The organism is Namhaeicola litoreus (genome assembly GCF_042679565.1).
GTDB lineage: Bacteria > Bacteroidota > Bacteroidia > Flavobacteriales > Flavobacteriaceae > Namhaeicola > Namhaeicola litoreus.
The window spans coordinates 223,294-245,303 of the sequence record NZ_JBHTMY010000003.1; the positions used below are offsets into that span (position 1 = coordinate 223,294).

Below are 22,010 nucleotides of genomic sequence, written 5' to 3' on the forward strand. Positions count from 1 at the left end.
AGGGAATAAAAAAACCAACAAAAAATTTGATTCTTTGCTGGTTATCTTATAATTCTAATCCTGTAAGGCTATGATTTGATCAATACATCCTCAAAAATGAGATTTTCGATCGGTTTTCTAACTTTTTTTAAACTTTTCATAAAATCGTCTTCGGCTCTAAAGCCAACAGGAAGCATCAGTATAGATTTTAAATTCTTATCAGCCAGACCTAATATTTCATCCACTTTTTCAGGAATAAAACCTTCCATAGGGCAAGAATCTATTCCTTCAACGGCACAGACGGTCATTAAATTTCCTAAAATTATATAGGCTTGATTGATGGCAGATTGCTCAATTTCATTTTGGCTTTTCCCCTTATAAATTTGCTTGAGTTGATTTCTGAATTTGGAAATTATTTCTTCTGAAGTACCACGAATTTCTTTTTCTAATTCAAAATAACTGTCAATTGTTTCGTCATCCATTACTGTGTTAATACACAAAACGAATAGATGAGAACAGGTGGTTATCTGTTTCTGAAAATAACTGTATTTAAAGATATTTCCCTTGGTCTCATTGTCAGTAATGATCAACATTTTTACGGGTTGTAAACCAAAAGATGTTGCCGTTAGGTTAAAAGCTTTTTTTAATGTATTCAACTGGTCATCGCTAAGCTTTAATTTTTCATCAAATTTTTTGCACGCATAGCGCCATTCTAAACTGTCAATAATATCCATTTTCACCATTTATTGTAAAGATTGCATGTTCACTAAATTGTAATAAGCCGCTTCTTTGCTTAACAATTCCTCATGTCTGCCTTGTTCTACTATTTTTCCTTTTTGCATCACGACGATAAGGTCTGCCTTTTGGATGGTCGATAATCTATGTGCAATCACAAGTGAAGTTCTGTTTTGCATCATTTTTTCCAATGCCGATTGCACCAGTTGTTCAGACTCTGTATCTAAAGCTGAAGTAGCCTCGTCCAAAATCATGATAGGAGGATTCTTTAATACGGCCCTCGCGATCGAAAGTCGTTGTCTTTGCCCGCCTGATAAGGTATTGCCACTATCACCTATGTTTGTATCGTATTTTTGGGGTAGATCAACAATAAACTCGTGTGCATTGGCAATTTTAGCTGCTTCGATTGTTTCTTCCTCTGTAGCCTTATTGACGCCCAGTTGAATATTATTTTTAACGGAGTCATGAAACAAAATTGATTCTTGTGTTACCAAGCCGATCAAGTCTCTTAGCGATTCCTTTTTGAGGTCTTTTATATTGATGCCATCAATGAGAATTTCTCCAATATTAACATCATAGAACCTTGGAACCAAATTTGCAATCGTGGATTTTCCGCTTCCGGATTGTCCAACTAATGCCACGGTTGTACCTTTTGGGATTTTGAGAGAAAAATCCTTTAAAACGTATTCATCCTTGTATTTAAAAGAGATATTTTTGAGTTCTATTGTATCCTCAAAAGAAGTTTTAACGAGGGCATCTGGTTTGTCGGCAATCGTATTTTCTGTTTCTAAAATTGACAAAATTCTTTCTGCTGAAGCGTTTCCTTTTTGTACAGAAAAAATAGCTTTAGAAATGGCTTTAGCAGGATTTAAAATGAGGTAAAACAAACCGATATAACCTAAAAATTCCTGAGGCTTCATGCCGTCTTCACCTCTTAAAACCAATCGTCCACCAAACCATAAAATCGCAATAATCGTTGCAGATCCTAAAAATTCACTCATTGGAGAAGCTAAACTTTTTCTTTGGAAAACACTGATCATCAATTTTTTAAATCTGGCTGTAGAGTTGTGAAATTTACTTTTCATCTTATCTTCTGCAGTAAATCCTTTGATGATTTTTAATCCACTTAAAGTTTCTTCAATAAAGGAAAGAAAATTCCCTGTTTCTTGCTGGGCGAGTAACGATTTTGCCTTTAATTTTTTGCTTACTGATGAAATCAAAAACCCTGAAACAGGAAGTAAAACAAAAGCAAAAAGAGTCAATTTTGCACTAATGGCAAACATAGAAATTAACGTAAATACAATGGTAAGCGGCTCTCTTACAATGGCTTCCAAAGAGTTCAGAAAAGAGTTTTCGATTTCTTGTACATCACTTGTCATTCTGGCAATGGTATCACCTTTTTTCTTTTCGGAAAAATAGGCGATAGGCAGCTCCAAAATCTTATCGTAGAGCGCATCTCGCAGGTCTTTTACAATACCGCTATTGAAATAGGCCAAAACAAATTCTGCCAAATAGCGAAAGAGATTCTTTAGGAAGAATAGAGCAAAACTTATCAAGCAAATAATTAAAAGTGCTTTTTCCACTCCGCTAGTTTCTATCGTATGTGACACTAAATAATTCAGACTGTTTTGAACGTAATCATAAATTCCGGAAATACCTTTGAAAACAGGTTTTTCCGTCACTTTTTCTTCGCTGCCAAAAAGAATACCTAGAACAGGAATAAAAGCGAGAACCGAAAGGACATTAAAAACCGCGTAAAGTGCATTAAACAAAACATTGAGCCATGCATACTTGGTATAAGGTTTGGCAAAACGAAGTGTTTTTAAAAAATAATTCATCTAAGTCTTTTAAATGGCAAGATTGATTTTTTCAAAAATGCCTACAAAGATAGTTCTTTAATAATTCTTTTGATTTTTTCGTCCAGTCGTTTTTCAGCTGAGGCAATTTCCTCTCTATTTTTCACCTCAGTATTTACACTAAAATAAAATTTAATTTTTGGCTCAGTACCGCTGGGTCTAGCTGCAATTCTGGTTCCGTTTTCTGTTTCATAGATCAATACATCAGATTTTGGCAGGTCTATATTGCTTTGCGTACCCTTGATAAAGTTTTTTGAAGTTGATTTTTGGTAATCATTCAAGGTTTTTACTTTTTCTCCATCTATTTCTAGTAATGGGTTTTGGCGCATATTCACCATCATTTGATTTATTTCTTTTGCGCCTTCCATTCCTTTTTTTACCACCGAAATTAAATGTTCTTTATAAAGACCATGGTCAACATATAAATTCATTAACTCATCATAAAGGGTACTTCCTTTACTTTTAGCCTCAGCAGCTATTTCGCAAGCTAATAAGGTTGAAGATACTGCGTCTTTATCTCTTACAAAATCACCAACCATAAATCCGAAACTCTCTTCGCCGCCTCCAATAAAATCTTCAACACCTTCTACATCTCGAATCATTTTTGCAATCCACTTAAAGCCTGTTAACCCGGTTTTGGTTTCAACACCGTAATGATCAGCTATTTTTTTAACCAGATCTGTTGTCACAATGGTCGACCCAATAAACTGTTTTCCATTGATTTTTCCTTCTTCATGCCATTTTTTCATCAAAAAAGAAACTAAAATGCAGAAAGTCTGATTTCCGTTTAATAGGACGAGTTCATTTTCATTATTTCGAACAGCGATCCCTAATCTATCGCAATCAGGATCCGTACCAATCAGAATATCCGCTCCTATTTTATTGGCTAGCTCGGTTGCCATTTTTAGGGCTTCCGGTTCTTCGGGATTTGGAGATTTTACGGTAGGAAAATTTCCGTTTGGTTCTCTTTGTTCTTCGACGATGTGTACATCAGAAAAACCTGCTTGTTTGAGGGCTTGGGGTATAATCGTTATGGAAGTTCCGTGTAGTGGCGTGAAAACTATTTTTAGATTTTCTCTACCTTTTGTCGAAGCAAAAGTGGAGTTTTTAACTGAGGCTTCTATGAATTTTTCATCCACTTTTTCACCAATAATTTCAATCAAATCTTCATTTCCGTTAAATTTGATATCTGAAAATTTTAATGAATTTATTTCATCTACAATAGCCTTATCCTGCGGAGGTACAATTTGTCCTCCATCGTCATAGTAAACTTTATAACCATTGTATTCCGGGGGATTATGCGAAGCAGTCAAGACTATTCCTACATCGCAATTTAATTCTCTAACAGCAAAAGATAGTTCTGGTGTGGGTCTTAAAGATTCAAATAAATACGTGTAAATACCATTTGCAGAGAAAACATTGGCCACTTCTTTAGCAAATAATTCACTGTTGTTTCTACAATCGTATGCGATGACAACTTTTGGCTGATCTTTTTTACTGTGTTCGAGCAAATAATTTGAAAGTCCTTGTGTATTCTTTCCGAGCGTATATTTGTTGATGCGATTCGTTCCGGCACCCATGGTACCGCGCATTCCACCTGTTCCAAATTCTAGATCTTTGTAAAAACGATCCATTAATTCAGAAGGTTTATTGTCAATTAAATCTTTAATTTCTTTTTGAGTAGATTGATCAAATGTAACAGTAAGCCAAGTTTTGGCTTTTTGAAGAATTTCGTCTTGATTCATGGTATTCAGTTTGTTAGACAAATATACTTTTAAAAATTAATTTGTTTGCTCACAGAATAGCGTTTTTCCTGATTTTTTGAGCGAGTAATAAGCTCTCCGAGAAATCCGGCAAGGAACAATTGAGAACCGATCATCATAGCTGTCAAAGCAATATAGAACCAAGGGTTGTCCGTTACCAAAATGGTTGGTTCATGGTGATATAATTTGATCAGTTTGGTAATCCCGATGTAGAGTGATGCAAAAAAACCTATTGCAAACATCAATGTCCCAAGTAAGCCAAATAAATGCATGGGTCTTTTCCCAAATCGAGATAAAAAATTGATGGTGAGGAGATCCAAAAAACCATTGACAAATCTATTCATGCCAAATTTAGTTTTTCCATATTTTCGCGCTTGGTGGGCTACAACTTTTTCATCGATGTTACTAAAGCCTGCATTTTTAGCGAGAACAGGAATATATCTGTGCATTTCTCCATACACATCAATACTTTTCACAACCTCGTTTTTATAAGCTTTTAGGCCACAATTAAAATCGTGCAATGATAAACCTGAAGTTTTCCTAGCTGCAGCATTAAATAATTTAGAGGGTAAGTTCTTTTTTATTTTAGAATCGTGACGCACTTTTTTCCAACCAGATATCAGGTCGAAATTTTCTTCTTTGATAAGCTTAAAAAGTTCAGGAATTTCCTCAGGACTATCTTGAAGGTCAGCATCCATTGTGATAACAACATCACCATTCACCTGCTTAAAGCCAGCGTTCAGCGCTTGAGATTTTCCATAATTTCTCGGAAATTTAATTCCTTTAACTCTCGGGTCTTTTAATCCCAATGATTCAATTAAATCCCAAGAACGGTCAGTGCTACCGTCATCAATAAAAACTATTTCATAACTAAAATGATTGGATTCCATCACTTTTGAAATCCAATCATATAGTTCTTGTAAAGACTCTTCCTCGTTTAATAAAGGTATTACTATGGATAGATCCATTTAGAAATTTTATACTGTTTCCGGATTGTTTTTTAAAATTAATCCTTCAATTAGAGAAATAATAAAGCCAAATATAGCAGAGAAAAGTAAGATGATACCAGCCATCATTCCGGGTGAAGAGAATTTTCTTGTCATATCCAAGGCCTGTTCTAATTGTTCATCAGAGAAATCCGGGTACTTTTCTAAAATTGCTTGTCTTGATACTTCAACTACATTATTTACGTACTCAGGCTCTATTACTGTCATGAATAAAATTGTGTAAATTACAGAGATCAATCCGGATATCATGGCGATGCCTAATCCGGTTTTTATGGCTTGTCCAATTGTTAAATATCCGTTGTTCAGTTCTTTGAACTTTTTTAAGCCAAGAAAAATAACAACAGCAGAAAGTACAAAAGATAAAATAGATCGAAGTGAATCTTGTTCGTAAGTTTTACCTAAAACATAATAAACAAGAGCAAAAATAACAGATAAAACACCTAAAATTACTCCGTAAGTAATCATTACATTTTTGGGTTGGGCACTTTGGTTTTCCATGGTTTTTGGTTTTAATGATAACAAATATAATACTTAAAATGAATTGTTAAAGGATTAGTAAAATAAGGTTTAAAAAAGTTACAAAAAAATAGTTGCAATATTGTAAAAGGGTTGTAAATTTGCAGCGGCAAGTCCTGCACAACCAGCTCCCTTTGAATCCTCCAGGGCGGGAACGCAGCAAAGGTATTAGGTCGTAGCGGTGTGATGCAGGTAGCTTGCCATTTTTTCTTCTATTTTATTTCAAAGTATTTATTGGTTTTTTACATCTTTGCATTTATGCAAAAGAAAGTTGTATTTATTACCGGAGCTTCTTCGGGACTGGGTCTGTCTACGGCTAAACACCTGCAAGGTATTGGTTTTAAGGTTTATGGTACAGGTAGGAATCCGAAAAGTAATCAGTCCTTTGAACTAGTCAAAATGGATGTTCGAGACAAAAAGTCTATTGAAAATGCCATCTCCTTTGTGCTTTCCAAGGAAAAATCAATCGACATACTCATCAATAACGCCGGGATTGGAATAACCGGACCTATTGAAGAAACGTCTACAAATGGTATGCGGGATGTTTTTGAAACTAATTTTTTTGGTGCAATTGAGACAATGAAGGCAGTTTTGCCTCAGATGAGAAAACAAAAATCCGGTCTTATTATTAACGTTACGTCTATTGCAGGATATATGGGTTTGCCCTTTCGGGGAATTTACTCGGCTTCCAAAGGAGCCTTAGAATTGGTTACTGAGTCATTGAGAATGGAGGTAAAGTCTTTCGGTATTCAGATTACAAATGTAGCCCCCGGGGATTTTGCTACAAACATTGCTTCGGGTAGAGTAACGACCCCGGTAGAGTCAATGTCTGCCTATGCACATTCTTATAAAAAGAGTCTGGATTTAATGAATACTCACGTGGATAAAGGGGACGATCCAATTATCTTTGCGAAAGCAATTGAAAAGATCATCTGCAAAAAAAATCCCGCAATACACTATAAAGTAGGTGATTTTTTACAGAAATTCTCGATTATCCTTAAACGTGTGCTACCAGATAAATGGTATGAAAAAATGCTGATGAATCATTTTAATTTATGATGATTTCTTCAATAAAAAACGGCGACATCTTTTAACTCTTTTCTTTTGAGATTAGGCACATAACAAGGACTTGCGGGGTAACCTACTGGCAATAATAAAAAGGGTCTTTCATTTTCTGGTCTCTCTAAAATGGTATGAAGAAACTGCATAGGGCTAGGTGTATGTGTTAAAGTAACCAGGCCAGCTTGGTGAATGGCAGTAATTAGCATTCCGCATGCAATTCCTACTGATTCGCTTACGTAGTAATTGCTTTTAGTATCTCTATCTTTACCAAGTTCATACACCCTTTTAAAAACCACAATTAACCATGGTGCAATTTCTAAAAAAGGTTTGTACATATTGGTTCCCATCGGTTTTAAATCGTTAAGCCAAGTTTCGCTCATCCGCCTTTCATAAGACTCTTTTTCTTCTGCCTCTGCAGCAATCCTTATTTTCGTTTTAATTCCAGGGTCAGAAATAGCACAAAACGTCCAAGGCTGTTTATGGGCACCTGAAGGCGCGGTTGAAGCTGTTTTAATAATATTTTCAATTATTTTTTTATCAACGGGCTTATCAGAAAAGGACCTGATTGACCTTCGTTTATCCATAAGCTCAAAATTGGCTTTGCTCAATTCAGCAATTTCCCTTTCGGTATAATTTTGGGGAGTGTAGAGAACATGTTCATGTCCGTAAAGTTTTATTATGTTGGGGGAACTCATAAACTTAAAATTGATAACAACTACAAAGTTACGAAAGTTAAAAAGATTACTTAGGACCTAATTATTGTTAAATCTTCATAATCATTGTATAAATAAATTTGATAAAGCTTAAGTTGGATTATATTTGCACGAAAATAAATTTACAATTATGAAGTTTTTTATCGACACAGCAAACTTAGATCAAATTAAAGAAGCACAGGCTATGGGTATTTTAGACGGTGTTACTACAAATCCGTCTTTAATGGCTAAAGAAGGAATCACCGGAGAACAAAATATTTTAAATCACTACAAAGCTATTTGTGACATAGTTGATGGTGATGTAAGTGCTGAAGTAATAGCAACTGATTTTGAGGGAATGGTAAAAGAAGGTGAAATGCTGGCAGCTCTTCACCCACAGATCGTAGTAAAATTACCAATGATTGCGGATGGCGTAAAAGCTTGTAAGTATTTTTCAGAGAAAGGTATTAAGACTAATGTCACGCTTGTTTTTTCTGCAGGACAAGCCCTTTTGGCCGCAAAAGCGGGGGCAACTTATGTTTCTCCATTTTTAGGAAGACTGGATGACATTTCAACTGATGGTTTAAACTTAATCTCAGAAATACGATTGATTTATGACAATTATGGTTTTGACACTCAGATTTTGTCTGCTTCTATTCGTCATACCATGCATATTATTGATTGTGCAAAAATTGGTTCTGATGTCATGACAGGTCCTTTAAGTGCCATTAAAGGTTTGTTAAAGCACCCATTAACTGATATTGGTTTGGCTACTTTTTTGGCAGATCATAATAAGGGAAATTAATTGAATTATTTATTTAAAAGTTCAATTTTATATTAAATTTTGAAGAGTTGGCATTACAGTGCCAACTCTTTTTTTTAGCTGTACTATTAGTTAAATTGTTTTTAAATAATTGATGAGATGATATTGGACTATTTAAAGACTCTTGTAAAGTTTTTTAAAAGCGCTGATTTTTACAGGGGATTTATACTTACAGCTGCCATACTAATTCCCATTATTTTCTTCTATTATGCTGGGAATATCTATTATGCTTTGCCAGTCGCCTTTGGTGTTTTGTTAAGTGCACCCAATGATATTCAAGGAAGTAGGAAAAGGAAGGTCTACGGAATTTTATTTTCAATAGGCCTTACCCTTATTGTATCGACCTTGGTAATTTTAGTGAAACCATATTTTATATCGCTGGCTCTTACAATTACCCTTCTTACTTTTCTGTGTTCACTTTTTGCGGTGTATGGTTTTAGGGGCTCATTGCTCGCTTTTTCAGGACTTTTTGCGATTGTTTTAGCCTTGGCATATAATAATTCCGCAGGAATACCTCCTTTAACTCATATTCTTTTATTGGGTTTGGGTGGGGTCTGGTATTTAATATTTTCTTCTTTTTTGTTTGTAGTGACACCCAAAAAGGATGAGGACGAATTGTTGACCGAGCTATTAAATCTAACAGGAGATTATCTCAAATTAAGAGCAGGACTTCTATCTGAAAAAAAAGACAGAAAGGAAATTCAACTTGATCAATTAAAATTACAAACGCAAATTAGTGATAAGCATGAGGTATTGCGTGAGATCCTTTTGACAACTCGAAAAAGTTCAGGTCGATCACATTTTGATGAGAAAAGGCTACTTATTTTTATATCTCTGGTTGATATTTTAGAATATTCTTTGGCAAATACTTTAGATTATAATAAGGTAGATCTATTATTCAAGGAACATCAAAAAACACTTGAACCTTTTGCAGAACTCAATCAGATTCTCGGGAATCATCTTAAAGTTTTGGCCAAGGTTTTTGCTGAAAAAGATCCCATTCCAGATAAATCAGTATTACTCAATGCCTTGACAAAGGCAGATGCTGCTGTAGAAAAATATGTCCACGAAGTAGGCCTTCCAAAAGCTAGAGATGGAGCCCTTCTTTTGAGAAATATTTTAACCTATCAAGAGAGTCAAGTTAACGAAATCAGATCTATTAGAAGAGCGCTAGCGAATGTAAAAAATTCTTCAAGAATAGTGCTTAAAAGGGAAGAGGCAAGTCAGTTTATTACGCATCAAGAATATAGATGGTCTATCGTTTTAGAAAATTTCAGCTTAAAATCACCTATTTTCAGGCATGCTCTTAGAATTACCATCGCTGTGATCATTGGTTTTTTATTGGGGAGTTTCTTTGGTATACAACACATGCATTGGATAATTTTAACCATCATTGTTATTATGCGGCCAAATTATGGCCTGACAAAACAACGATCCATCAATAGATTTATCGGAACAATTATTGGGGGTTTGTTTTCTTTGTTGATTATTTATTTTACCCAAAATACATATGTCTATTTATTTTTCGCCATCAGTGCCTTAACCATTGGGTTTGCTATGGTAAAAAAAAATTATCGCACTGCAGCAGCCTTTATAACCATACATGTCATTTTTGTATTTGCCATTATAGAAAAGGATGCATTTCATGTCATAGAATTCAGATTACTCGACACCATGATTGGTGCATTTATTGCTATGCTGGCAAATTATTTTATCCTCCCAAATTGGGAGTATCTATCTATGAAGCAATATTTGAGTGATACTCTAAAGAAAAACAGAGGTTATTTAGAAGCCGTCCATCAGCTCTATCATTCTAAAAAAATAAGCCAGCTCGGTTATAGAAAGCCAAGAAAAGAAGCTTTTTTAGCAATGAGTAATTTAAATGCCAGCTTTGAACGTATGACCCAGGATCCAAAATCTAAACAGAAGGAGTTCGAATGGGTCTATGAAATGGTAACATTAAACAACACAATTCTTTCGGCCATTGCTTCTTTAGGTAGTTTTATCCAAAACAAAAAGGGATCTTATGTGCTCAATGATTTTGATGTTTTAATTGACAATGTTGAAGACCTTCTGCGCAAATCACAAGAAATTTTGGAGAGTGGTTTGCAAGACGAGTTATTTTACAATCAGAAAGCACATCTGGCGGAAGAAGAATTACTCAAACATTATAAAGGACTGGAAAGGGCTCGTGATGAAGAAATTGAACGAGGGATGCGCGATGTGAAACAAGAAATGCTCATTAATTTACAAGAGGCTCATTTGATGCATAACCAATTGGTCTGGTTGAAAAATTTGTCTCAAGATTTGTTAAATGTCACAGCGGAATATGTTAATAATGAATAGCGATTCATTTGTGTTTTTTCAATTTTACACAGAAAGACATTTAAAGTATACCTTTGCATAAAAATAATTTTTATGTCTTTTAAAGATCTTCAACTAAACAAGCCAATTTTAAAAGCACTGGCAGAAAATAAGTATGAAAACCCTACGCCTGTTCAGTTAAGAACAATTCCTTTGGTTCTCGAAAAGAAAGATGTCATTGTTTCTGCTCAAACCGGCACAGGGAAAACTGCTGCTTTTGCCCTACCTATTCTACAAATATTATTTGATAGACAAGATGCGCCAAAGAAAGGTAAAAAAATTAAAGCATTGGTGATTAGTCCAACACGAGAATTGGCCATTCAAATTGAAGAAAATTTTAAAAAATACGGTAAACATACAAATCTCAGAACAACAGTAGTTTATGGAGGCATTCCCATAGAGCCTCAAATAGAAAGACTGAATAAAGGTGTCGATATTTTAATCGCTACACCTGGTAGATTACTTGATTTACATAAACAAGATGAGGTTAATTTAGACTATGTGGAAGTGTTGGTTTTAGACGAAGCCGATTTGATGTTGGATATGGGATTTATTGATGATGTGCGAAAGATTGAACGATTGTGCACTCGAGAAAAGCAGAACTTACTTTTTTCTGCAACCATGCCCTTAAAAGTTACAGAATTAGCCAAAGACATTTTGAATCATCCCGAAAGGATTGAGATCACTCCACATTCTAAAGCCGCAGAGGCAATAGAGCAAGTCTTATATTTTACGCCAAAACCAAAGAAAATTGAACTCGCTTTACACTTACTTAGAAATACCATCAAGGGTAATATTCTCATATTTAGACGTACTAAATACGGTGTAGATAAGTTAGAAAAAACCTTAAAAAAGAATGGTTACCTCGTCGATAGTATTCATGGAGATAAGTCTCAAAATACTCGTCAGGAGGCATTACAGAAATTTAAAGACGGACAAGTAAATATTTTAATTGCTACAGATGTTGCTTCACGAGGGATTGATATTAGCGGATTGGATGCAGTCATCAACTTTGACATTCCAAATGTTCCTGAAACCTATGTGCATAGGATAGGTAGAACCGGAAGGGCTGATAAACAAGGAGTTGCGTATTCCTTTTGTTCGGCAGATGAAAAGATGTATCTCGCAGATATTGAGAAAATGTTAGGTGAGAAGATTCAGGTAGACGAGAGTCATCCTTATCCACTTCATCCAAAGGCAAAACCTGAGGTCCATAAAAAAAAGGGTAGCGCGCATAAAAAAGGTCGAAAATCAGCCGCATCTAAAAAAAATAAAAAGCGCTGGTATCAATAATTTTTTATGGATAAAACAGCAATTATTTTAGGAGCTAGTGGACTAACAGGATCTGAACTACTGAAAATTCTTTTAGAAGACGAGAGTTATACGAAAGTAAAAGTTTTTGGCAGGAGTAGACTCGAAGAGAACCATCCTAAACTAGAGCAATTTATTGGTGATTTATTCAAGTTAGAAGAATTTTCACAAAGTTTTAAAGCGGATGAAGTTTTTTGCTGCATTGGAACAACTGCAAAAAAAACACCTGATAAAACCATATACAAAGCCATCGACTATGGAATTCCAGTAAACGCGGCATCGCTAGCTAAGCTTAATGATATAAATTTCTTTGCCGTTGTATCGGCTATGGGTGCCAATGCAAAAAGCAACATATTTTATAATAAGACCAAAGGAGAAATGGAACAAGAAGTTTTAAAAGTCAACATTCCATTTACTTATATCTTAAGACCTTCTTTAATCTTAGGAAAGAGAAATGAAAAAAGATTGGCTGAATCTTGGGCAAAGACTTTGTTTGAAGAACTGAGTTTTATATTTATGGGTCCGTTAAAAAAATATCGACCAAATCCTGCTGAGAATATCGCACAAAAAATGAGGCAATTAGCACAGAACAGACCTCCTTCGAAAATAATATTTGCTGAAGAGATTAACGAGGTAGCAGAATTAGGCTATGATAATTAAGAGAGTTAAATATTCAGCACAACCTCTAACTGACCTTCAATTAGGAACACATGACAACAATCTGCGCCAACTAAAAATGTTAGATTGGCTACTTTTTTATTTTCTATATAACCTTCAAAAAGTACCTCTACTTCTTTGCTTTGATACTTTTCCCTAAGCTCATCTCCAAAAACAGGATAAGCCCCAGACTTTCTAGCTTCCTCCAAATTGAAATTATCTAGATCTCTTGTAATATCTTTCTGATTATCAAGTGAAGTGACCTTGAATTTATCAAGAGAAATAGGATTTCCGTTGTTATCTTTTAAAGAAACTGCAATCGTTCTAAAATCCATCGTGCAAATGGTATCTGTACAATCTATTTTTTCCTCTTTATTGTTGTCGCAAGTGGTGAGCATAATTGCCATCAAAATAGTTAAGTAAACTTTCATTTATTCTTATTTATATTTTACAAAAGCCAGATGTTTACCATCTGGCGACCAACTGTGCACATTCAAGGAGCCTTGTCCGCCAAAGAAAACATCGGTCAAATCTTTGGTTTCTCCGGTTTCTATTTCCAATAACCTAATTTTTACATCTTTTCCAAAAGGATGCGCGCCTTTTTGATCTTTTAAATAGGATATGTAAGCAACTGTTTTGTTATCTGGTGAAGGATGGGGAAACCAATTGTCAAAATCATCAAAAGTGAGTTGTTCTTGATGGGTACCATCAGGTTTCATCCGATAAATATGCATTCTGCCTGTTCTATGAGAATTAAAATAAATCCACTGTCCATCATAACTGTATTCGGGACCGTCATCTAAGCCTTCAGAATTTGTCAATTGGGTTTCATTTTTCCCATCTCTATCTATTTGATAGACATCCCAGTTTCCATTTCTTTCAGCGCAATAGACCAATTTTTTACCATCAGGACTAACCCCGTGCCAATAGCTCGGAAAATTATTTGTTACCAAGGTTGGAGTACCTCCTTTTTCTGGTAAAATAAAGATTCTTGAATTAGCGCCATCACTCACAGTTTTGTCGTTGTGGCTAATGATCAGCGTTTTTCCATCGAAAGTTAGTCCATGATCATTGTTGCAATTTTCAGCAAAACCCGTTGGTATAAGGCCTAAGTTGTCTCCGTTTAAACTAATTTTTTCAAGTTTGCCATTTGAATTAATGATGAAATACGCTCCGTCTCTTGACCAGTTTGGGGCTTCAAAATGTCTGTTTTCTGTAAGAACGATCCTCTGTTTCCCTGATGTGATTTCCAAATCTATTAAAATACTATTCATGTCTTTTTCATATTGTCCGAAAACATTTGTCAATACAAGGCTAAAAATAAATATTATAGATATTTTCTTCATAAACTTTACTTTACCAGGCTTTCCCTACAGTTGCATAATAGGCCCATTCTTCCGGACCGCGTGCGATGTCAATGCCCAACTTTACACCCATAGATTTTAAGGCGAGATAACGTCCACCAAAACCAAAGGCCCAGACAAATTCATTTTGAATTTCCTCATTCGCTGCTTCAAAAACCCCTCCAACCCCTGCAAATACAAGTGCTCCCCATCTTGGTTTAAAATGATACAATTGCTCTGTCTCTAATAAGGCTGTGAGATTTCCCTGATAACGCAATGCAGGAATCCCTCTCATCCTGATGTATGGTTTGGCATAAAAAGGTGGTTTCCCTGTGGCATAGAAGGATTCAAAACGATAGCCAGGTATCCATTTTTCAGAGATTGTTTTGTAATACCACGCGTAAAATGACATTTTGCCCCAATTGCGCTTCGTACCCAAAACTTCCATGAACTGTGTATAGCCCAGATGAATTTTTTTTCCATCCGTTGGCGATAAATAGTTGTCGAGATCATCATATTGTACCACAGCACTAATTCCGTTATTATAAAATTCGAAATCGTCAAAATCAAAATCGCCAAGTACAATTGGTATAGTCACTTTTGAAAATTTTAAGTTCCCTCCAAGAAAAAAATTACTGTCGCCTAATCTAAAAAGCAACTGTTGCATAATTATGGCAAATCTTTGTTGAAAATTAATGGGTTTTTCCCCAAATGCATAATATTCTAGATTGGCCACGCCATATCCAATGGTACCTGTATATCTGATATGATCATGCTTCCAATAACCCTGGTATTGCCCACCGGCCAACCAACTTTTGTTAGATGTATATCCGGCTGCGAGCACCGCAAGATCTTGAGTTTCGGTCGTATCTTTATTAGGGACAAAATATAACCCACTTAAAACTATACCAATACCTACTGCAGGTTCTGTGATTGGGATGGCGATAGGAAGTAAATTTGTTTTTTTCTTTGGCTTCTTAATAATAGTGTCGTTCACTTCTGTCACACTATCAATCTTTTTGTCATCGATGTTTTGCCCATGAGATGAAAATATCACCCCAACGGTAAGTAGCAAAATAATTAGCAAAACTCTCATTTATTCTGTAATCTACCTTAAAAGTATGAAATAAATTACAACGGAATTTAATTATGGCAAAAAACTAAAGATCTTAATTAAAACTTCGCTTGTATTCCTGCTCAAATAAGCAATTAAAATTTAATCGATGAATTGAATTGAGCTTTAATTAAGGGCTTGGATTAGGGAGATTGGTTTTGATCATTATAATGATCTAAAAATCCAGATACGTAAACCAAAGGAGCATTCCAATTGATACAAATCTCGTTAGAAGCAAAACTCGGGATTTCATCAATATATGATTTTGCCGGTAATTCAGACGCATAGCTAAAACCCGAAGCAGCTAGACTTCCTTTATCTTGCATGTGAAAATTGGGTCCACCCACTAAAAACCCAGGATAAGGTGCGTCAATTCCATCAGCTACAGATGGTCGATGATGAATACGCATGGCCTGTTTACTTCCGAATCCAGTGACAAATGAATAACCCGTTGCATTTTTCCCTAAAACATAGTCCGAACATTCGTTCACTGCTTTTAGGTACTTTGGCCTCTTCGTCAGTTCATAGGCTTGAGCAAAAATAATTGCGGCATCAAGTACATCGCTATTTGATCCCCAAACAAAATGATCTATTGGAATTTGATAAGGAATTGATTTTTGAACAGACGCTAAAGAATCTGCTACAAAAACAAGTCGGTTTTCAATTACTTTTTTATCATTTTCCGGTAAAGGACTTTTTTTGTTGACCAAAGAATAATAACCAATATTATCGTTATAATTTCTCCAATTCTCTTCTAATCTTAAAGTAAAATGACTCAGTTTTGACTTAATTTTATTGTAATAAATCCCTTTTTTCGTTGTGGCGTATAATTCTGAGTTCGCCCAAAAAAACTCTTCATTTAAATCGGTATCATTATATGGACCCGTTTTTACATCTTCAGGATTTTGAGCGTAATATTTCGTAGGATTCTTGTTTGCCCATTCCCAAGCTTTTTCTGCGGCCAGCAAACATTTATTAGCATATTCGGGCAAATAGGGAGTGTAAATTCTTGAGGCCATAGCTCCAATTGCCGCCAAATGTAATGCTGCGGCTGTAGATTTGCCAATCACCAATCTGTCCTTGGGAGCTTCACTGGGCATCACCATACCGCAAAAATTTAGTGTTGTAACTTTTACAAAAGCTCCGCCATCTTCATCTTGCATCGTGAGCATCCAATCTATTTCATATTTTAATTCGTCTAGGATGTCCGGAATATTGTTTCCACTTTCAGGAATGTTTAAACTGTTATCAGGAAAAGCATCGGGGTAATTTTCTGCAAGAGAAAGCATAATTCCTGTGGCAATTCCAGCATTAATCATATATTTTCCATAATCACCTGCATCATACCAACCTCCTGGAGTATCCAAAGATCCACTTTTATTGGCAGAGGAATGAAATAAAAGACCTATATCATCATGGCCTTTTTCTCGTTTAAATATACCTGCGTATTGTTCTTCAATGGGCATCGAAATACGCTGGAGATAATAGGATTTTAATGCAGCATTCTTAACTCCTCTATAAATATCGTTGCCTATTTCAAATGCATATGAAACGTGGTTGCCAACTTTTATTGTATATTTTCCAGGCTTGCTGTACGTTGAAAAATTACCCAATGTCACTTTTTCTCCAGATTTATCCCAAACTCCTTTTTCTTCTAAATTTCTTTTGAAAACAACTTTTTTACTTTCGTCTAATAGCTCGAATATCTTATCTGGTAGGTCTGATACCACAAATATCTTTTCACCTTTTTCTAAATAACCAACTTGATTGATGCGAATTTGTTCTGATGGATTTTGAGCATAAAAAAGTGTTGAAATAAGGAAGAGTAGTAAGGCGCAGTTTTTCATCTTGTGTAAATGGATTGATATTAATAAACCAATATGTTCAAAATTACTCAAAATAAAAGAAAATGAGATGGGTCAATTTCTAAATAATGCATCAAGTTTATGTGAAAATCGAAATAACTGAAATTGAAGTAGACTATTTTAAAATGCATTTTTTAGTACTAAATAATCATTTTGGAATAAATATTTTTCAATTATAATTAAAAATAGATAAAAAAAATTATATTCGCATGTGTAAAAAATGTCATTATGAGTGTACTAGACGATGAACTCGATTTAAAAATACTAAAAATACTTCAACAAGACGGTAGGGTGTCTTTTACAGACATTGCTAAAGAATTAGATGTCGCTGTGAGTACGGTAAGAAATCGTTATAATAATTTTATCAGTCAGGATATTTTAAAGATCTACGGAAGAATAAATCCGGAAAAGGTGGGACTTAATGCTTATGCCAGAATTTCGATTTGTGTTCGACCTAAAAATAAAATTACCGAGGTCATTGAAAAGTTAAAAGAACTGAGGGAAATCAGTTTTATGGCTTCAGTTTCGGGTGAATTTGACTTAGAAGTAAACGTAATGTGCAAAGACACCAATCATTTAACCCAGATGATGCACGATTATATAAATAATTTGGAAGGAGTAGATCATACCGTTATCAACTTCTATTTAAAAGTACACAAGTTTACTCATTTAGATCTCGATTTGGCAAAACATCACCAGTAACATGACAAATACCGAAGAATTATACGAAAGAAGAAAGAAATTGGTCCCAAATGCCCTTGGGATTTTTAATCCATCAAGTGTTAGATCGGCGAAAGGTGCCATCATTATAGATGCAGATGGTAGAGAATTGATTGATTTTGCCGGAGGTATCGGGGTGATGAATGCAGGGCATAGTCCTGAAGCGGTTGTAAAGGCCATCCAAGCACAAGCCAGTAGGTTTACGCATGTAGGATTTAATGTTTCAATATACAAAGAGTATCTCGATCTTGCCGAAAAATTAGTTGAGTTAATTCCACATGGTGAACATACAAAGGTAATGCTCACGGGTTCTGGAGCAGAATCTGTTGAAAATAGTATTAAAATTGCCAGACAAGCCACAGGTAGATCTGCTGTTATTTGTTACTCCGGTGCTTTTCATGGCAGAACTTTAATGGCTATGACTTTGACGTCAAATGTGAAGTACAAACAGCAATGCGGGCCCTACGCTCCTGAGGTCTATCGTTTGGATTTTCCTTATTATACAGAAAACAAATCAGAAGGAATGTCGGAAGAAGAATTTTCTGATGTTCATATAAAAAAGTTAGAGGATTTTTTTGCCAGTTATGTGCCTGCAAAACAGGTAGCAGCTATTATAATTGAATTGGTGCAGGGTGAAGGTGGCTTTACCGTTGCCCCTAAAAGCTATATTCAAAATCTTAGAAAAATCTGTGATAACCACGGTATTCTATTGATTATTGATGAAGTGCAGTCTGGTTTTGGCAGAACGGGTAAATGGGCTGCTTTTCATCACTACGATGTATTTCCTGATTTATCAACTTGGGCAAAATCAATGGGCGGTGGAATGCCAATCGGTGCAGTAATGGGTAAGGCAGAAATAATGGACAAAGCACTCCCGGGAACCATTGGAGGTACTTATTTAGGAAATCCAGTTGCTTGTGCAGCTTCTTTAGCCACGATTCAATACATGCAAGAAGAAAGAATTAATGAAAGAGGATTATATGTGGGTAGAATGGTGAGAAATGTTTTTGAAGAACTCCAAATAACATTTCCGGATCATATAAAAGATATCAGAGGTCTAGGGGCCATGTTAGCCATAGAATTTGTTCAACCAAAATCAGGAAATCCTGATGGAGAAATCACAAAAAGAATCATGTTAGATTGTCTAGAAAACGGGTTAATTATTATAACTGCAGGAACACATGGCAATTGTATTCGTGTGCTGAGTCCGCTGGTGATTGAGGATGAAGTTCTTTTAAAAGGATTAGCGATTTTAAAGAATTCAATAACAAAAATTATCGGAAATGCATAAACAATTAATTAATGGACATTGGGTTGATGCAGTATCTAAAGGAGTTTGGGAAGTCATTAATCCCGCATTGGAAGAAGTGGTTAAAGAAGTACCATATGGTGATGATAAGGATTTTAAACTTGCGCTAAAGGCTGCAGATCTGGCTTTTGATCAGTGGAGTAGAGAAACGCCCTATTTTCGAGCAGACTTTTTAAAGAAAACCGCAGAATATATTAGAATAAATGTAAAACAGTTCGGGACGGATACAATTTTGGAAACGGGCAAACCGAGGAATGAAGCAGAGGGTGAGTGGTTAGTAGCTGCAAATTTATTTGAATGGTTTGCGGAAGAGGGAAAACGAAATTACGGTAGAGTAATTCCATCTACCCGAAAAGATAAACGGTCACAAGTGATATACCAAGCCATGGGGGTTGTAGGCGTGATCACCGCATGGAATTTTCCTGCTTATAATCCGGCAAGGGCAGTAGCTGCAGCGCTAGCGGCTGGCTGCACAGTTGTTTTAAAAGGTTCTGAGTTTACACCACTGACCAGTTTTAATTTGGCAAGTGCCATGAAAGCATCAGGTATTCCCGATGGCGTGGTCAACGTAATCAACGGAGATGCTGTTAGAATAGGCGAAGCGATGTTAGATTCACCTGAGTTAAAAAAAATAAGCTTTACCGGTAGTACACGTGTTGGTAAGATATTGATGGATGGCGCATCAAAAACTCATACAAAACTTTCTTTGGAATTAGGAGGAAATGCACCTGTTATTATTGATAAGGATATAAATGTTGCTGAGATGGCAAAAATGGCTGTCATAGCAAAACTTAGAAATTGTGGGCAAGTTTGTGTGGCACCTCAAAGATATTATGTGCATAAAGAGATTATTGATAACTTTTTAGAAGAGGCCACAAAAACCATGAAAGAAATAAAAACCGGAATAAATACAGGAGATGAACTTTGCTTAGGCCCTCTTATTAATAAAAAACAACAAGTGCATGTAAAGGGCATAATTGAAGCGGCACAAAATCAGGGTGCGAAAATTATTTCCGGAGGAACTGTAAGTGAAAAAGGCTTTTTTATAGAACCTACTTTAATAAAAGCAACTCAAGCCCAAGATTTTATAAAAGAAGAAATATTTGGACCTGTTTTACCAGTAATTTCATTTTCATCTAAAGAAGAAGTGGTGCAATGGGCAAATGAAACTTCTTATGGTCTCGCGGCCTATATTTTCACTAACAATCTCAACCGAGCCTATTTTTTTGCAGAAAATATTCGTTTTGGAATTGTTGGAATTAATGAATGGGCACCCCATGGTACAGAACTTCCTTTCTCAGGTTGGAACCAAAGCGGGTTGGGTCATGAATCTGGAGCAGAAGGATTGAAAGAATATTTAGAGCTTAAATTAATTAGTATTGGTGGAATTGATGCCTAAAATATAATATGTTATGGGAATTTATTCATTGATACCACCACTTATTGTTGTTATTTTAGCCATCAGAACTAAATCCTCTTTGATTCCTCTTTTGGCCGGTTGTGTGATTGGATATATCATGTTGGCTTTTATGCATGTGGATGAGGTCACGGGGGCAATAAGTTTTGGCATAGAAGAAATACAGAATTTGGAAGGTGAACCAACATCAACACGGATCAAAGAAACACTTCTGACATTTCCAGAAAACTTTATAAATGGTCTTTACAAGGTGTTAATGACAAATGAAAGATCAGATGGTACTTATTTTAACAGTTTACTTTGGGTATTGATCGTATGTGCTTTATTTGGACCCTTTATCCAACTATTGATCGCGTCTGGGGGTGTTTTTGCCCTAAGACAAAAAGCGACAAGGTTTTTAAAAACTAAGAAAGATTCATTGCTCGCGACCTATTTTTTAGGTATAATATTTTTTGTGGATGATTATTTAAGTGCTCTATCAGTTGGCGCAACCATGAGAAATATTACAGATCAAAATAAAATTCCAAGAGAATATTTAGGATATATCATAGGAGCTGTATCCGTACCTCTAACCGTTGTTGTTCCTATTTCTACCTGGACAGTTTACGTGGGTGGTTTGATGAAAGAATACGGTAATTACCCAGAAGACGCTTCTGCACTTAAAATTTTTCTCGGAACAATTCCCTATAATATTTATGCATGGGTGGCTCTTGTATTAGGGCTGTTCTTCGCATTGGGTTGGCTCCCCATTTTTAAACAAATGAGAAAAGCTAATGAAAGAGTTGTAGAAACCAATGAAACAATAGCGCCAGATTCTGAATCTTTGACTATGGAAGTAAAACAAGAAGTGAGTGATGAAAATGCTTCTATTTGGGCTTTTATATTACCCATGTTCGTATTGGTTTTAGCCACTGTATTTTTCGATTTTGATGTTTATATGGGTATTTCATTGGCACTGACCTTTTTGTTATTGTATTACTGGCTTGCGAAAATTCTGCCATTCAGTAAAATTGTTGAATTGTTCGAAACAGGATTTAAAAGCATGACCTTCGTACTTACCGTTTTGGTTATCACTTATTTGTTTAAACAATGTTGTGATGAACTCGGTTTAACAGATTTTGTTGTAGCCGGTGTGAGGTCGTTTCCGAAAGAATATTTACCAGTAATGTTGTTTCTGTTTATTGGGCCCATTTCCATCGCAACAGGATCTGCTTGGGGGGTTTATGCCATCATAACACCAATTGTTTTTGCTTTGGGAGAAGAAACCGGTGCAAATACTTTATTGTTGATGGGAGCCTTAATCAGTGCGGGGGTTTGGGGAGTGAATTCTTGCTTTTATTCTGATCAACGGATTTTAATTGCAGCTTCCACAGAAAGTAATATGACTGCACAGGCTCAATCTCAATTTCCTTATGTGATGATTGCGGGGGGTATCTCAGCCTTATTATTTCTCATTTTAGGATTTATTTTTTAAAAA

General features: G+C 35.6%; 19 protein-coding genes and 1 other RNA gene. 10 read left to right on the forward strand and 10 right to left on the reverse strand.

Annotation, left to right across the window (positions count from 1 at the left end; all coding sequences use genetic code 11):
* Positions 1–68: 68 nt before the first annotated feature.
* Genes ACFQ39_RS08300 through ACFQ39_RS08320 form a run of 5 tightly spaced genes read right to left on the reverse strand, consistent with a single transcriptional unit; the run spans position 69 to position 5,838 of the window.
* Positions 69–713 (reverse strand): NAD(P)H-dependent oxidoreductase, encoded by a 645-nt coding sequence (locus ACFQ39_RS08300; RefSeq protein WP_377177949.1) that lies wholly within the window; start codon positions 711–713, stop codon positions 69–71.
* Between the two features lie 9 nt (positions 714–722).
* Positions 723–2,552 (reverse strand): ABC transporter ATP-binding protein, encoded by a 1,830-nt coding sequence (locus tag ACFQ39_RS08305; protein WP_377177951.1) that lies wholly within the window; start codon positions 2,550–2,552, stop codon positions 723–725.
* Between the two features lie 41 nt (positions 2,553–2,593).
* The gene (locus ACFQ39_RS08310; protein ID WP_377177953.1) at positions 2,594–4,315 is read right to left on the reverse strand and encodes a phospho-sugar mutase; all 1,722 of its coding nucleotides are present in this window, start codon (positions 4,313–4,315) and stop codon (positions 2,594–2,596) included.
* 29 nt (positions 4,316–4,344) lie between these two features.
* A complete protein-coding gene (locus ACFQ39_RS08315; protein WP_377177955.1) occupies positions 4,345–5,301 on the reverse strand; it encodes a glycosyltransferase family 2 protein in 957 nt (318 codons plus the stop codon).
* A 9-nt stretch (positions 5,302–5,310) separates the two neighbouring features.
* Positions 5,311–5,838 carry a DUF4199 domain-containing protein gene (locus ACFQ39_RS08320; RefSeq protein ID WP_377177957.1) on the reverse strand — a complete coding sequence of 176 codons (528 nt, stop codon included), beginning with the start codon at positions 5,836–5,838 and terminating at the stop codon, positions 5,311–5,313.
* Between the two features lie 125 nt (positions 5,839–5,963).
* Between ACFQ39_RS08320 and ffs the strand changes: the two genes are divergently transcribed.
* Both ffs and ACFQ39_RS08330 read left to right on the forward strand, forming a co-directional pair.
* Positions 5,964–6,062: signal recognition particle sRNA small type (gene ffs / locus ACFQ39_RS08325), an RNA gene on the forward strand.
* A 52-nt stretch (positions 6,063–6,114) separates the two neighbouring features.
* Positions 6,115–6,915: an SDR family oxidoreductase gene (locus ACFQ39_RS08330; RefSeq protein ID WP_377177959.1), complete on the forward strand. Its 801-nt coding sequence runs from the start codon at positions 6,115–6,117 to the stop codon at positions 6,913–6,915.
* Positions 6,916–6,923: 8 nt separating this feature from the next.
* Here the strand turns inward: ACFQ39_RS08330 and ACFQ39_RS08335 are convergent, their stop codons facing one another.
* Positions 6,924–7,613 carry a nitroreductase family protein gene (locus ACFQ39_RS08335; protein ID WP_377177961.1) on the reverse strand — a complete coding sequence of 230 codons (690 nt, stop codon included), beginning with the start codon at positions 7,611–7,613 and terminating at the stop codon, positions 6,924–6,926.
* Between the two features lie 148 nt (positions 7,614–7,761).
* Here ACFQ39_RS08335 and fsa point away from each other — a divergent pair, with 148 nt between their 5' ends.
* From fsa to ACFQ39_RS08355, 4 genes are all read left to right on the forward strand, one after another.
* A complete protein-coding gene (gene fsa, locus ACFQ39_RS08340; RefSeq protein ID WP_377177963.1) occupies positions 7,762–8,415 on the forward strand; it encodes a fructose-6-phosphate aldolase in 654 nt (217 codons plus the stop codon).
* Between the two features lie 117 nt (positions 8,416–8,532).
* Positions 8,533–10,779 (forward strand): FUSC family protein, encoded by a 2,247-nt coding sequence (locus ACFQ39_RS08345; RefSeq protein ID WP_377177965.1) that lies wholly within the window; start codon positions 8,533–8,535, stop codon positions 10,777–10,779.
* Between the two features lie 72 nt (positions 10,780–10,851).
* Positions 10,852–12,090: a DEAD/DEAH box helicase gene (locus tag ACFQ39_RS08350; protein WP_377177967.1), complete on the forward strand. Its 1,239-nt coding sequence runs from the start codon at positions 10,852–10,854 to the stop codon at positions 12,088–12,090.
* A gap of 6 nt (positions 12,091–12,096) precedes the next feature.
* A complete protein-coding gene (locus ACFQ39_RS08355; RefSeq protein ID WP_377177969.1) occupies positions 12,097–12,768 on the forward strand; it encodes an NAD(P)H-binding protein in 672 nt (223 codons plus the stop codon).
* 5 nt (positions 12,769–12,773) lie between these two features.
* Here the strand turns inward: ACFQ39_RS08355 and ACFQ39_RS08360 are convergent, their stop codons facing one another.
* The 4 genes from ACFQ39_RS08360 to ACFQ39_RS08375 all read right to left on the reverse strand — a co-directional run bounded on the left by ACFQ39_RS08360 (position 12,774) and on the right by ACFQ39_RS08375 (position 17,069).
* Positions 12,774–13,196, reverse strand: a complete 423-nt coding sequence (locus ACFQ39_RS08360; RefSeq protein ID WP_377177971.1) for a hypothetical protein — start codon at positions 13,194–13,196, stop codon at positions 12,774–12,776.
* A 6-nt stretch (positions 13,197–13,202) separates the two neighbouring features.
* The gene (locus ACFQ39_RS08365) at positions 13,203–14,111 is read right to left on the reverse strand and encodes a TolB family protein (RefSeq protein ID WP_377177973.1); all 909 of its coding nucleotides are present in this window, start codon (positions 14,109–14,111) and stop codon (positions 13,203–13,205) included.
* A gap of 10 nt (positions 14,112–14,121) precedes the next feature.
* Entirely contained in the window at positions 14,122–15,204 is a 1,083-nt protein-coding gene (locus tag ACFQ39_RS08370; RefSeq protein WP_377177975.1) for a hypothetical protein, read from the reverse strand.
* 161 nt (positions 15,205–15,365) lie between these two features.
* Positions 15,366–17,069, reverse strand: coding sequence for a glycoside hydrolase family 9 protein (locus ACFQ39_RS08375; protein WP_377177977.1), 1,704 nt, complete (start codon positions 17,067–17,069; stop codon positions 15,366–15,368).
* A 246-nt stretch (positions 17,070–17,315) separates the two neighbouring features.
* Between ACFQ39_RS08375 and ACFQ39_RS08380 the strand changes: the two genes are divergently transcribed.
* The 4 genes from ACFQ39_RS08380 to ACFQ39_RS08395 are packed head-to-tail and all read left to right on the forward strand — an operon-like array spanning position 17,316 to position 22,007.
* On the forward strand, positions 17,316–17,789 hold the full coding sequence (locus ACFQ39_RS08380; protein WP_377177979.1) for an Lrp/AsnC family transcriptional regulator: 474 nt from the start codon (positions 17,316–17,318) through the stop codon (positions 17,787–17,789).
* Position 17,790: 1 nt separating this feature from the next.
* Positions 17,791–19,098, forward strand: a complete 1,308-nt coding sequence (locus tag ACFQ39_RS08385; RefSeq protein ID WP_377177981.1) for an aspartate aminotransferase family protein — start codon at positions 17,791–17,793, stop codon at positions 19,096–19,098.
* A complete protein-coding gene (locus tag ACFQ39_RS08390) occupies positions 19,091–20,515 on the forward strand; it encodes an aldehyde dehydrogenase family protein (RefSeq protein WP_377177983.1) in 1,425 nt (474 codons plus the stop codon). The genes ACFQ39_RS08385 and ACFQ39_RS08390 overlap by 8 nt, the downstream gene beginning before the upstream one ends.
* 13 nt (positions 20,516–20,528) lie before the next feature.
* Positions 20,529–22,007, forward strand: a complete 1,479-nt coding sequence (locus tag ACFQ39_RS08395; RefSeq protein ID WP_377177985.1) for a Na+/H+ antiporter NhaC family protein — start codon at positions 20,529–20,531, stop codon at positions 22,005–22,007.
* Positions 22,008–22,010: the final 3 nt, after the last annotated feature.

Excerpts from the sequence above, each read along its gene's own strand:
- ACFQ39_RS08385 (WP_377177981.1), top strand. The coding sequence starts at position 17,791 with ATGACAAATACCGAAGAATTATACGAAAGAAGAAAGAAATTGGTCCCA.
- ACFQ39_RS08345 (WP_377177965.1), top strand. The coding sequence starts at position 8,533 with ATGATATTGGACTATTTAAAGACTCTTGTAAAGTTTTTTAAAAGCGCT.
- ACFQ39_RS08395 (WP_377177985.1), top strand. The coding sequence starts at position 20,529 with ATGGGAATTTATTCATTGATACCACCACTTATTGTTGTTATTTTAGCC.
- ACFQ39_RS08310 (WP_377177953.1), bottom strand. The coding sequence starts at position 4,315 with ATGAATCAAGACGAAATTCTTCAAAAAGCCAAAACTTGGCTTACTGTT.
- ACFQ39_RS08320 (WP_377177957.1), bottom strand. The coding sequence starts at position 5,838 with ATGGAAAACCAAAGTGCCCAACCCAAAAATGTAATGATTACTTACGGA.
- ACFQ39_RS08300 (WP_377177949.1), bottom strand. The coding sequence starts at position 713 with ATGGATATTATTGACAGTTTAGAATGGCGCTATGCGTGCAAAAAATTT.
- ACFQ39_RS08330 (WP_377177959.1), top strand. The coding sequence starts at position 6,115 with ATGCAAAAGAAAGTTGTATTTATTACCGGAGCTTCTTCGGGACTGGGT.
- ACFQ39_RS08305 (WP_377177951.1), bottom strand. The coding sequence starts at position 2,552 with ATGAATTATTTTTTAAAAACACTTCGTTTTGCCAAACCTTATACCAAG.
- fsa (WP_377177963.1), top strand. The coding sequence starts at position 7,762 with ATGAAGTTTTTTATCGACACAGCAAACTTAGATCAAATTAAAGAAGCA.
- ACFQ39_RS08355 (WP_377177969.1), top strand. The coding sequence starts at position 12,097 with ATGGATAAAACAGCAATTATTTTAGGAGCTAGTGGACTAACAGGATCT.
- ACFQ39_RS08375 (WP_377177977.1), bottom strand. The coding sequence starts at position 17,069 with ATGAAAAACTGCGCCTTACTACTCTTCCTTATTTCAACACTTTTTTAT.
- ACFQ39_RS08360 (WP_377177971.1), bottom strand. The coding sequence starts at position 13,196 with ATGAAAGTTTACTTAACTATTTTGATGGCAATTATGCTCACCACTTGC.
- ACFQ39_RS08370 (WP_377177975.1), bottom strand. The coding sequence starts at position 15,204 with ATGAGAGTTTTGCTAATTATTTTGCTACTTACCGTTGGGGTGATATTT.
- ACFQ39_RS08365 (WP_377177973.1), bottom strand. The coding sequence starts at position 14,111 with ATGAAGAAAATATCTATAATATTTATTTTTAGCCTTGTATTGACAAAT.
- ACFQ39_RS08350 (WP_377177967.1), top strand. The coding sequence starts at position 10,852 with ATGTCTTTTAAAGATCTTCAACTAAACAAGCCAATTTTAAAAGCACTG.
- ACFQ39_RS08380 (WP_377177979.1), top strand. The coding sequence starts at position 17,316 with ATGAGTGTACTAGACGATGAACTCGATTTAAAAATACTAAAAATACTT.
- ACFQ39_RS08390 (WP_377177983.1), top strand. The coding sequence starts at position 19,091 with ATGCATAAACAATTAATTAATGGACATTGGGTTGATGCAGTATCTAAA.
- ACFQ39_RS08315 (WP_377177955.1), bottom strand. The coding sequence starts at position 5,301 with ATGGATCTATCCATAGTAATACCTTTATTAAACGAGGAAGAGTCTTTA.
- ACFQ39_RS08335 (WP_377177961.1), bottom strand. The coding sequence starts at position 7,613 with ATGAGTTCCCCCAACATAATAAAACTTTACGGACATGAACATGTTCTC.